At 42.1% G+C, this 12557-nt stretch carries 5 protein-coding genes; all 5 read left to right on the top strand.

Annotated features, from left to right (window positions below; all coding sequences use genetic code 11):
- The first annotated feature begins 3 nt into the window (after positions 1–3).
- The 5 genes from ACFQ1M_RS05730 to ACFQ1M_RS05710 all read left to right on the top strand — a co-directional run bounded on the left by ACFQ1M_RS05730 (position 4) and on the right by ACFQ1M_RS05710 (position 12529).
- Positions 4–1587 (top strand): eCIS core domain-containing protein, encoded by a 1584-nt coding sequence (locus ACFQ1M_RS05730; protein ID WP_386405198.1) that lies wholly within the window; start codon positions 4–6, stop codon positions 1585–1587.
- 41 nt (positions 1588–1628) lie between these two features.
- Positions 1629–6170: an eCIS core domain-containing protein gene (locus tag ACFQ1M_RS05725; RefSeq protein ID WP_386405195.1), complete on the top strand. Its 4542-nt coding sequence runs from the start codon at positions 1629–1631 to the stop codon at positions 6168–6170.
- A 10-nt stretch (positions 6171–6180) separates the two neighbouring features.
- Positions 6181–6822: a hypothetical protein gene (locus ACFQ1M_RS05720; protein ID WP_386405193.1), complete on the top strand. Its 642-nt coding sequence runs from the start codon at positions 6181–6183 to the stop codon at positions 6820–6822.
- A gap of 163 nt (positions 6823–6985) precedes the next feature.
- Positions 6986–11383 carry an eCIS core domain-containing protein gene (locus ACFQ1M_RS05715; RefSeq protein WP_386405190.1) on the top strand — a complete coding sequence of 1466 codons (4398 nt, stop codon included), beginning with the start codon at positions 6986–6988 and terminating at the stop codon, positions 11381–11383.
- A gap of 9 nt (positions 11384–11392) precedes the next feature.
- A complete protein-coding gene (locus tag ACFQ1M_RS05710; protein ID WP_386405187.1) occupies positions 11393–12529 on the top strand; it encodes a hypothetical protein in 1137 nt (378 codons plus the stop codon).
- Positions 12530–12557: the final 28 nt, after the last annotated feature.

Below are 12557 nucleotides of genomic sequence, written 5' to 3'. Positions count from 1 at the left end.
AAGATGAAAAGACGACAACCAAAACAACCACAGCTACTTCAGCAATCCGATAACGAACCCTTCATTAAACCAACCGTCCAAAAAAAACTGAAAGTTGGAAAACCTGGAGATAAATATGAAGTAGAAGCCGATCATATGGCCGATAACGTGGTGAATAATACACCCGATACTAGTGGTGTACTTCAAAAAATGGAAGGTGAAGAAGAAGTGCAGCAAAAACCACTAGCAAGCGATATCACCCCCATCCAAAAAAAGGAGATGGAGGAAGAGCCAGCCCAGGCAAAAGAGATTCAAAGAATGGAAGAAGAAGAACCTGTGCAGAAGCAAGAGGAAGAAGAACCTGTGCAAAAACAGGAAGAAGAGGAAGTTCAGAAACAAGAGGAAGAAGAGTCCGTTCAGGCCAAATGCAAAGACTGCGAGAAAGAGGGGGCTGTTCGGAAAATGGAGGAAGAAGAACCTGTTCAGAAACAAGAGGATGAGGAAGTACAGAAACAAGAAGAGGAGGACGTACAAAAGCAGGAAGAAGAAGAATCGGTCCAAGCAAAAACTACCGGCAGCAAAATCAATCGCCCATCTATCGAAAGTCGTTTAAGTTCGAAAAAAGGCAGTGGTTCTAAAATGGACAAGGCTGTCAAAACACAAATGGAACAGGGATTTGGCGCCGACTTCAGTCATGTAAGGATTCATACAGATAGTGAAGCGGCGCAAATGAGTAAAAAAATGGGCGCACAAGCTTTTACGCATGGAAACGATATCTATTTCAACAAAGGGAAATATGATCCTGCTTCCAAAGATGGAAAACACCTATTGGCTCATGAATTGACACATACCATTCAACAGAAAGGGATGGTCCAGAAAAAGATACAAAAAAAGCCAACCTATAAAGGAGCTGTGATAAAACAGGATATCGATCCTCTAGATTCGTCCACAGCGCCTGCTGGAAAAACAACGGCCATTGGCCATACCGAATTTTTCATCAATGGTCATGGCCTTAAGAATTTTTTCAAACAAGGTGGATTCAATAATGTCAAAAACCTATTATTCCCATTACCTACCTACACCAAGCTCGGGGGACAATGCTATCTATTGAATAAAGACCTGAAGCTTGCAACATACAATAAAGTACGAATCTTAAAACCTGATCCTTGGGAAAAAACGATGTCTAAAGGAGCCGCGGCAGCCATGTTTGATGGTGCCTTGGGGTCGCACATCCACCCCGATGCTCCAGCTATGATCAAAGTGGTCATCAAAGGAGACCCTTCCAATCTTAAGCTTAGAGCCGACGATCTCAAAGCAGAAATGGAGCACGCAACAGATGATTACAACCTCTTCAAGAAATATTTGGTGAAATACCAACAGGATGTAAACAGCTTACCGAACAAAATCGATTCAGGCTATCTCGGCCTTGGTTCTTGCGAAGCCAGACTAGAAGAAAAGTTAGATAGGTCTCAGCGACTTGCCGATTATCTTAAAGAGAGAAAGTCTAACGCCAATTTTCACGACGGGCCGGGCAGGCCACACAACGTGTCCACGAGCATAACAGATAGCAGTGATCATGCAACCTTGTTTATAACCATAAAATTCTAGCCGTATTCAAATGTCACTAACCCTATTAAAATAAAGCCTTCGTGAAAGCATTTTCCAGAAAATCAAGTCAAACGCTTAACCCTGTCTTCGCAAAACAGGGCAATGATGATTTTGTGGGAGTCCAAGCGAAGTTAAAAATGGGGCAACGCGGGGATCAATATGAGGTCGAGGCCGACAATGTTGCTGAAAAGGTGGTCAATAAGACACACCAACCCAACTCATTCTTCAGTCCAACAGTCGTCCCAGTGCAAAAACAGGCCGAGGAAGAAACGGTTCAGGAAAAACCCATAGCAGAAAGCATTACGCCCGTCGTTCAGCTTCAAGAAGTCGAGGAAGAAACGGCACAGCCAAAGATCCAAAAACAGGAAGAGGAAGAGACGACACAGCCGATGTTGCAGAAACAAGAAGAGGAGGAAGTGCAAGCGAAAGATGAGGAGGAAGCGGTGCAGGCCTTCATTCAGAAACAGGAAGAGGAAGAATCAGTACAGAAGCAGGAAGAGGAAGAAATTCAAGCAAAGTCTGCTGCTCCAAAAACGATTCCCAAGGCCAACATGGGCAAACGCATCAATGATCAACGCGGCAACGGAAGTCCACTGCCAGGTCCCCTAAAAACTCAGATGGAAGATGGCTTTGGTGCCGATTTCAGCAATGTCAAAGTACACACGGATTCTGAGTCTGCATCGATGAACAAGGATTTGGGAGCCCAAGCATTTACCAACAAGAACGATATCTTCTTTGGAGCAGGGAAATTTAATCCAGCCACTAAAGAAGGGCAAACCCTTGTTGCCCATGAGCTAACACATACCATCCAACAAGGGGCCTCTTCCCCCGCAGCAGGAAAAGAAGAACAAACTGAGGAGTCCAATAAAAATATGGCTGGACCAAATGCTGAAGAAAATAACGAAGTTGCTACCCAAAAAGAAGGGGTATTGCCCGAAGGGGAAGTGACCGAAGAAGTCGATACAGCTTCTGAAGAGACAGCCGAGCCTAATGCCAAAGAAGGAGTTGGTGAGGAAGGAGTCGTCGAAGAAGGGGGCGATGTTTCTGGTAAAGGAGGAGCTGGCAAAGGCGGCGGTAAGGTCGAACCTACAACACCACGAAATCCTAAGGAAGATCCAAACTTTAAAAAATTAGAAGGTAGAGTTGACGCTACCGCAAAATCACAACAAGGCCACGAAACACCTCAAGCATCTGCTGGTGCCGCGCAAAGTGCTGCTGCCTCACCAGCCAATGAACGTTCTAGTATGGCTCAAGCGGATCAGGTAGATACGATGGATGCAACCGAGGCTGGCGAATTTGATGCGGAAGCCTTTAAGGCAAAATTAATGGAGCGCATCAAAGGGATGCAACTACCAGAAAACCAAGATGAGGCTACCAAATTTGACGAAAACAACAATATTGATGAAGTAAATACAGCCGCTACTCAAGATGTTCAAAATGAACAAACAGCTGCTGCTGGACCTATAGAGCAAACAACTGCACAAGAACCAAATGTAGATGCCATTCCAGAGCGCGAAACCACTCCACTACCAGAAGCTCCGGTGGGAACCGCACCTCAAAGTGTGAATCCTAACAAGGCCATGCCCCCCAAACGTGGAAATGCCGAAGTGAATCAGCCGCTACAAGATAACATGTCTGAGGTGGATCAAGAAATGGCGAGCAATAACGTAACAGATGAGCAGCTCGAAAAATCAAATGAACCTACCTTTAAACAAGGCCTTGAGGCAAAGGACAAGGCCAAAGAGAATACCGAAAATGCTCCTGCACAGCTACGCAAAAAAGAACAAGGTATTCTTCAAAATGCTAAGGCTGGCGCCGAAAACAAGGGACAAGTTGGTCTTAATGGCATGCACCAAGAGCGCGGAAAAATCTTGAATCAGGTAAATGTAGATCAAGGGAAAACGGGTAAAACTGATACCTCGGAGCGTACGAGAATAGCATCAGAAATAAATAAGATCTACGAAAAATCTAAAGTAGATGTTGAAAAAATACTTAGTGATCTAGACGCCAATGTTAAAGCCCTATTTACTGCTGGTACCATCATCGCCAAACTAAAATTTGAGCAACATGTAGATCGCAAGATGACGGCTTATAAAGATCGTCGCTATAGTGGATTGATCGGCAAAGGGAGATGGATCAAAGATAAGTTTGCAGGCATGCCTGATGAAGTAAATGATTTCTTCGTTACGGGTAGACAGGTCTATATTGATTATATGGACAAGGTGATCACCAAAGTATCGCAACTGGTCGCAGAAAAGCTTACCGCAGCCAAGGCTCGTGTAGCCTCTGGGAAAAAAGAAGTTCAAAATTATGTAGCCGAACTTCCTGAAAACCTACAAAATATAGGGAAAGACGCAGCCGAGAAAATCAACGATAAATTTGACCAGCTTGAGGATTCTGTCAATAGCAAACAAGATGAGCTTATAGACAGCCTCGCCGAACAATATATGGAAGGCCTAAATGCCGTTGATGCACGCATAGAAGAAATGAAAGCTGCAAACAGAGGTCTTATCGATGCCGCTCTAGGTTTTATCAATGGTATTATCGATACCATTAAAAAATTAAAAGAACTCATCAACAGCTTGCTTGCGGCTATAGCCAACGTGATCGATGTTATCATGGAAGATCCCATTGGATTTGCAAAAACCCTATTCTCTGGTATTGGTAAAGGTATCGACATGTTTATGGCTAACATTCAAAAACACGTACTGGGTGGCTTTGTGACATGGCTTACTGGCGCGATGGGCCCTGTGGGGATTACCATTCCCGATAATCTGTTCAGCCTAGAAGGTATCTTTAGCTTAGTGATGCAAGTATTGGGCCTATCCTGGGATTATATGCGCAAGAAAGCTGTTAAATTGATGGGGGAACCTGTGGTCAAAGCCATGGAAGTTGGTTTTGAAATGTTCCAGATCATCCGAACCAAAGGCGTTCTAGGCATGTGGGAATATATAAAGGAATCGTTTACCGACCTTAAGGAAACCATCATCGAATCGATCAAACAGATGCTTATCACGCAAGTGCTCGAAGCTGGTATCAAGTGGCTTCTCAGCCTGCTTATCCCTGGTGCTGGATTTATCAAAGCGATCATGGCGATCAAGGATCTTATCGTATTCTTTGTAGAATCGGCCATCATGCTCATTCCTTCCCTTATAGAAGCCATTAAAGCTCTCGCCGCTGGCAACGTAAGCGGTGTCGCCAAAGCGGTCGAAAAAGGCCTCGCGAGATTGGTTCCTCTGGTCATAGGTTTGTTTGCTAAACTCTTAGGCCTAGGTGGGCTGGTGAAAAAAGTTCAAAAAATAATCAAGAAGATCAGAAAACGTATAGATAGGGCTATTAACAAACTGATCAAGAAAGCTAGAAAAGCATTTAAGAAGCTGGTGAAGAAGGGCAAGGCGAAAGTAAAAGGTGCAGCAGCCAAAATATTCAGTTGGTGGAAACACAGAAAAAAATTCAAAGATAAAAACAACAATGAACATACCCTTTTCTTCCAAGGTACAGGAAAAAAATCGACCTTGATGATGAAAAGTGTGAAAAAACAAGTGAAAAAACATATTAATGAACATAAAAAAGACCCTGCGACTAGAGCCAAGGCACTTGCAGCAGAAGATACTTACAATAGATTTTTACAGGCCAAAGCACTGGCGGTCAAAGGTGGTAGTACCCCAGCAGCAGACAAGACCAGAGCAGATAATTTGCTAGCGCTGGTGAACGAACTTAGTCTCAAACTAAGAGAGCTACCAGGTGACTTTGTCCCAGCGGATTATCCTACAGCTGCAGATATCGTGTTTTCTTCCAACGGAAATAAACCGAGTAACGTAAAAAGTCATTACCTTACTGATGCTGTTCCTTATGGATCTCCTCCTGGAAGTGGGGCAGGAGTCACCGGATGGCAAGATGTTCAAGGATTTGGTCTTACCGGTCAAGGCCCAGATGACCCTTGGATACAATTTCACCTCATAAACGATCACTTTAATGGACAAGGTCAGCCAAATAATCTGGTCCCAACTCCGAATAGTGTAAATAAGGCATATCAAAAATTCGAAAACAAGGTTCATGCGCTAATCTTTAAATCCGAAGCTAGAGGAACTAACAGCAATGCGCCAAATGATAAGAATGTAGTGTGGATGCATGTCAAAGTAGTCTATTACAAAGGTGATGCAAATGCCTTTGCTAAAGAAATCCAGGCCAAGGCTGGTATTTATCATTATAAACCAAAAGGTGGTAAAGCAAATCTTAAGCAAAAATGGATTTTAGACTCTAAACCTGTATTTACTTCCAATCTAGAAGTTCCAAACCCAAAGCTGATGGCTGCTGGTGTAAATCTTGGTAAAAGTGGACAACAACATATCAAAACATTCTTTGATGAGAAGGGGATTACCTATTCTAACTCATTCATTAATGAAATAGTAAACAATAGGCCCTACAGTGGTAAAGCCGATTTTTCTGAAAAACTGAAGAACGCCCTTTTTAATAGAAAAATTGATGATAACACATCGAATGCAACAGAAGATCAAATAAGGATAAAAGCGAATAATATCCTCAGGTATTTTGATAATAAGTTAGATGTTAAACGAAAATAATTTTGAAAGAATGAACTATACTGAACTTTTTAATGGCACAAAAGACAGGCTCAAAAAGGCCAATGCAAAGTTTGAATCAGAGGAGACTGAGTTAGCTTTTACCCTTGGTGAAAGAACCCATTATGAAAAAGAATTTGATTTCAGAATACCTGATGACCTATTTGATTTGTACAGTTCATATAACGGTCTAGAGTTTAATTGGTCAATTCAAGACAATGGTGAAGTTGTAGCTGGATATTTCGCCTTCAGTCATTTTTTAGACCTGCTCGACAATGATTCAGAAGGCAAACTCTGGGTAGATTGGTATGAACCCAATGATATTGAAGAAATTAAGGCTCATAGAATTTTTGAAACACTTATCGGGTCCGATTACTATGTTACCATAAAAATCGAACCTGATGGAGCATATCAACTATTTTACGTTCCTGAAGGGTCTGTTAATCACGGAGGCTCCAAGAAACTTAGTAAAATACCTTTAACAATTGACGAATACTTCAAGGCTATTACTGGTTACTATGGAGTTTACTCTATAAGACATAATTTGCATAAGCAGGAGTTCTATGAGGATGCCTCGAAATTCATTCCAGAAATGGAGAGACTTAGACGATTGATTCCCGATTTTCAACAACCTAAGTTGTCTCCAAAATTCTGATGCATAGTTAAACTAAGCATATTATATTTTCTGAGAATCTATGATAAATTAGGGAAATTCCCCCGAATTTTACCGTACATATCCTGACATGGAAAAAGAGACCTCTTCCTAACTTAACAACTTCATTAGTTGCGCGAAACAACCAACCAAATAAACCAACCGCTTGCGAACAAAGGCCCAACATACTGCCAAACCAGGTAATTCTCATGCCTTTACCAAGAGTAATCATAGCGGTGCTACATTTTTCTCGAATACAGACCAATTCATAGGAGTTCAAACAAAACTTAGTATTGGAAAACCCGGTGATAAATACGAGGTGGAGGCCGATCGTGCGGCCGATGCCATCGTAGCAAAGAAAAATGATTCCCCTGCCCCTTTCTTCGCTCCAAATCCCCTTGTTCAAAAACAATCCCAAGAAGAAAACGATACTGCCATACAGGAAAAACCTTTGGTGGAGACCATTACCCCAGTCGTCCAGTTACAACCTGAAATCCTACAAACACAAGCTGAGGAGGAATCCGAGGTACAGCTAGAACTGGAAGAGGATGTTCAAACCAAAGGAGAAGAAGAACAGCTCCAGGCAATGCCACAAGAAGAGGAGTCCATTCAGCAAAAAGTCGCCGAAGATGAAATTCAAACCCAAGTCGAAGAAGAACCCGTACAAGCGCTGATTCAAAAAGAAGAGAGCGAAGAGGAAGTACAGGCAAAATGTGAGGATTGCGAACAGGAAGAACAAGTGCAACGACAAGAGGAAGAGGAGCCTTTGCAAATGCAGGTCGAGGAAGAACCCGTTCAAGAAAAGGTAAGGGAGGAAGAGCCTGTTCAAACACTATTGCAAAAGCAAGAAGAGGAAGATCAAGTTCAGGCAAAGGAAGAGACACTTCAGAAGCAAGAAAGTGAGGCGCCAGAAGTTCAGCAGGAAATTCAACCAAAACCTGAGAGCGAGCTCCAATCAAAGGAAATAGTAGCTCCAGAACCCATCGTTCCTTCAATCCAAAAGCAAGCGACCGAAGAGGTCATTCAAGAAAAAGAAGAGGAAGAACAAGAGGATACCATTCAGCAAAAAAGCGTTATCCAAAAGATCGCCGATCCCAATGAACAAGAAGCGACCACCGTTCAAACGAAATCCGAACCTAACGCGGCACCAGCATCCATAGAATCACAGCTCAACACATCTAAAGGCGGCGGTGCTCCCCTACCCGACGGTACCAAACAACAAATGGAGTCTGGTTTTGGGGCAGATTTTTCCAGTGTACGTGTTCATACCGACAGCACCGCGGTGCAGATGAGTAAAGGTTTGGGTGCACAAGCGTTTACCCATGGTAGCGATATCTATTTCAATGAAGGTAAATACGATACCTCATCGGATTCTGGTCAACATCTTTTGGCGCACGAATTGACACATACCGTGCAACAAGGAGCAGCGGTCCAGACCAAAATGGAAGTCTCTAAGAGTCCAGAGCAAATACAGCGCCTGCCAAGCATTGTCGCGAATAGACTTAACGAATATGCGCGTTTTATCCCTGGCTACACACTATTTACGCTTATCATAGGTTTCAATCCCATATTAGGAAGAAGTGTAACTCCTACGGCGACTAATCTAGTGGAAGCCGTCTTAGAACTGGTTCCCATCTGGGGTGTACTTCTGGTAAACAAGCTTAGAGAATACAATATCATCGAAGATGCCTTTGATTGGATCAGTGGACAATTATCTAGCTTAGACATCACGACCAATCGCATAGAACGTTTGATCGATGAGGCCTGGGAGCGGATGGACTTCATTCGATGGGATCCGTTTGACTACAATTTGGGCGTTCTTACAGATACCTTTGAAGGTTTGTACAACAATGTTGTCACTTTTGCCGACAACCTCAAGGATCATATTCTCGAAATGATCAAAGAAGCGGTGGTAGAGCCTTTGGTCGGATTTTTAGAAGAGAACAGTCCTACGTATGTATTGGCCACAAAAGTAATAGGACGTAAGTTTCCGTTGGAAGAAGAGGTCAACGCTCCCACCGTTGAGATCTTGGAAGAATTTCTAATATTGATCGGTAAGCAGACCGAAGTTGAAGAAATGCGCAACAAGGGCACCTTACAAGAGACCGCAGATTGGATCGATACACAACTCGGCACCTTCTATTCCTTGCTCGATCGTTTTTCGGCATTGTTCACAAGGGCTTGGGATGCTTTCTCGCTTGAAAACCTTCATAACATTCCGGCAATATTTAGCGGCTTACTCACCGATTTTGGGGACCTCTTGCAAGACTTCTTAGACTTCGCATTGGTAGTAGCAGCAAAAGTCTTGGAAATCATCAAAAATGCCTTGTTACAATGGTTGAATTCCTTTGCGGCAGATATTCCTGGCTTTACCTTGCTTACGGTGATCATCGCCAAAAATCCACTTACGGGTGAAGATGTGCCACGCACCACGGTCAATATCATTCGTGGCTTTATGGGCTTGGTCCCTGGTGGCGAGGCGAAGTTTCAAGAACTACAACAAACCGGGGTGGTTACCAATGCCGCCGCGCGTATCGATGCGCTTATCACCCGATTGGATATCTCTTTGGCATTCATCGTTGGTCTTTTCACCGACCTGTGGAATTCATTCACCATCGATGATCTCTTGAATCCGATACCTGCCTTCCAGCGAATCACCGACGCCTTTGGCGAACCCATACGCAGACTGTTTGAGTTCGTTGTGGAGGTCATTAAGATCCTGATCGAGTTGATCCTGCAGATGATGAACATTCCTCCAGAGATGGTCGGTAACATTATCGCAAATGCCATGTCGGCCTTTGAGGACATCAAAAACGATCCTATCGGTTTCCTTTTAAATTTGATGAATGCCATCAAAACAGGCTTTATGCAGTTCTTAGGCAATATCGGAACTCACCTATTGAATGGACTGCAGAATTGGTTGTTTGGTACGCTGGCCGATGCGGGCATTCAAATGCCAGCCGATCTAAGTCTGCAGTCTATTCTTGGGCTCGCCATGGATGTATTGGGCATCACCGTAGATAACATATTAGAGCGTCTAGCCTTGAAAATAGGTCAGGAACGTGTAGATCAGATTCGTGCGGTACTCGATACGCTCACAGGCATTTGGACCTTTATCAAAGATGTGATGGAGCGTGGTCCTATTGCCATTTGGGAATATGTCCAAGAAAAACTGAACAATCTTTGGGACATCATCAAGGATGGGATCATGGGCTATATTCAGGAGAAGGTCATTCAACAAGCCATCGGTTGGTTGTTGTCTTTCTTGGATGTAACTGGTATAATGCCGATCATCCGAGGAGTGCAAACGGCCTTTAACGCTGTGATGTCCTTTATTGAGAAGTTGCCAGAGATCATTGCCATCATCAACTCCTTTGTTCAAGGTGTCGCCGATATTGCGCGAGGTAGCATACAAACCGCCGCGAATTTCTTAGAGATCGCCTTGGCCGATGGTATTCCGGTAGCTATCTCCTTCTTGGCCAAACAACTTGGTTTGGGTGATATTAGTCAGAAGATTCAGGAAATGATCGAAGCTGCCCGCGGGAAGATCAACGAGGGTATCGACTGGTTGATCGATAAGGCGATGTCTATGGGTAGATCAATTTTGAATGCACTTGGATTGGGTGGTGGAGACAGTGAAGAAGAACCGCCGGAAGGAGAAAACAACCTAAACGCTGAGCAAGCCATTGAACAAATTACAAATAGAATTACTCAAAATGTAGTACCCCGACTTAACGGTAAAAACAATGTTCAAACTGGGGCTATTATGGAGAGCGTGCATCAAGAGGAGACCAGGTGGTTAGAGCAAAACTTGGATAAAACACCTTATAATGGTGCGACACCCGAACTACTTCTAATACCGAAAGAAGATGAGAACTCATGGTGGATCGAAGTCAAATTCAATCCAATTACCAATATTCCAAAGCAAGATAAAGGTACTGGTGGAACTGGTTGGGACCAAGGTACTGAGTATGTTGGCATGTTCCACGGAACAAATAATAATACTGAAATCACAAGTGCACTCGAAATAGATATGTCCTTGTTAACAGGAAGAGAAGAGGACGGGACTGGACTTGAACTAGGATCAGGGCTTTATTTGACACATTTTTATATTGATGCTAAAGGATATGCGCCAGCAAATAGCAAAAATGATGATAGCAATAATGGCTATATTTATCATATTGGAGTTCCAAAAGACCTATTGCTTTCAGCCAGTCACCCACAAACTCCTGATACTAGAGCAGGAGATGAACATTGGGCTAGTAAAGGTGAAGTTGTTAAGGGACAATGGAAAATAATCGGTTCGAACGGTTGGAAGGCAGGATATCAATGGGTCATTAAAAGTGAAGAAGCCGTAAGAAGATTAAGAATTATTAGAGCTTATAAACCGTTAGAAGCTGCAGACCAATTAGGTAGAGGAAGAAGGCAAGAATTTCCAACGTTGTATGGGGGTGGTTCGGCCGGTGACGTCAGAAGATATCAAAATCAATTGGTTGCTGCTGGTCAGCGACATAGATTCGGCGAAAGTCCTTCCATACAGGAGACTGGAGTTGGAGCCGACTAAACTTTTATTATGAAAAAAATGTTTTTTTTTAGACATATCGATGAACTAAGATATTATAAAACCATTCTGGAAAGGAATAAACAACTTAAAAAACAATCAATTGAAGACATATTTGCGGCATTAGAAGGAATAAATAAGATCAAAGACTTCTATGACCGTGAAGATCCCAATATTGTAATGCCATTCGAAGTCTTTGAGGATTTTTTTTACGACCTTTCCAATCTTTTTTTTAAAGAAAACCAATCTGACTATTTAGAGTATCTTAAACATAGTAATCCTGAATTGGGGTTTTTCAAATATCCAATAGAGAGTATTCTTAATGTAACCAATCTCTCAAAGAAAAGTGTTGGAAAAAGAAGTGACTTGCATGCTTTTCAATCTAGTTATAGAAAGGAAGGTGATAAGTTAATAATTTATGATCTCCCAGAATATTTGGAAAATGAGGAAGCAGAAGGCAGGCTCCAAAAAGTTGAGGTGGTGGAAATTTTTGACCATACAAGAGATATCAATTTGGCTATTACCGAATTTTTTAAGTCATCAAGTCAAGCACTTAGAAAATTAATAATAAGCGCTGTCACTTTTAATGATACCACCTTAAAAGAACTTCTTAATTCCAAACTCTTTGGGCAACTTGATTCGTTAAATCTGCAACACACTGATATTAGTTCAAAAGGACTTCTAAATCTTATGAATACCGATAGATGCGGATTGTTACATTTTTCACTAAGAAATGTGAAGGGATTGGGAGACCTGCTCAATAAACCTCAAAAGCTGTTTGAAAATTTTCTACATTTAGAAACTATAGGATTAGAGAATTCTGAACTAGGTGATCAATTTCTTGTCGAATTTTCAAATATTGACTTCTTCCAATTAAAGAATCTCTCCCTCTCGAACAATTCATTTTCTCCAAATACTTTTGATTATCTACGTAATTCCAAGTGGATAAAAGAATTAGAAATAATTAAGCTAAACTATACTGGACTCCAGCACAATGCATTCAACTATTATACCAAAAACTTTTATAATAAATTAAAGCGTTTAGAAATTGGAGGAGATTGGAATATTGAAGATATAATGAAAATAAAAAATAAGGGTCTACTATCTGAAAATATTTATTTCGGAGAAATAGAGAATATCATCATATGAGAAAGTCTTTTAAAGAATAGGAAAAACC

The organism is Sungkyunkwania multivorans (assembly GCF_042675645.1).
GTDB classification, from domain to species: domain Bacteria; phylum Bacteroidota; class Bacteroidia; order Flavobacteriales; family Flavobacteriaceae; genus Sungkyunkwania; species Sungkyunkwania multivorans.
The sequence above is the reverse complement of the archived record's forward strand: the minus strand, read 5'-3'. Positions and strand labels throughout refer to the sequence as shown.

Excerpts from the sequence above, each read along its gene's own strand:
- ACFQ1M_RS05710 (WP_386405187.1), top strand. The coding sequence starts at position 11,393 with ATGAAAAAAATGTTTTTTTTTAGACATATCGATGAACTAAGATATTAT.
- ACFQ1M_RS05720 (WP_386405193.1), top strand. The coding sequence starts at position 6,181 with ATGAACTATACTGAACTTTTTAATGGCACAAAAGACAGGCTCAAAAAG.
- ACFQ1M_RS05730 (WP_386405198.1), top strand. The coding sequence starts at position 4 with ATGAAAAGACGACAACCAAAACAACCACAGCTACTTCAGCAATCCGAT.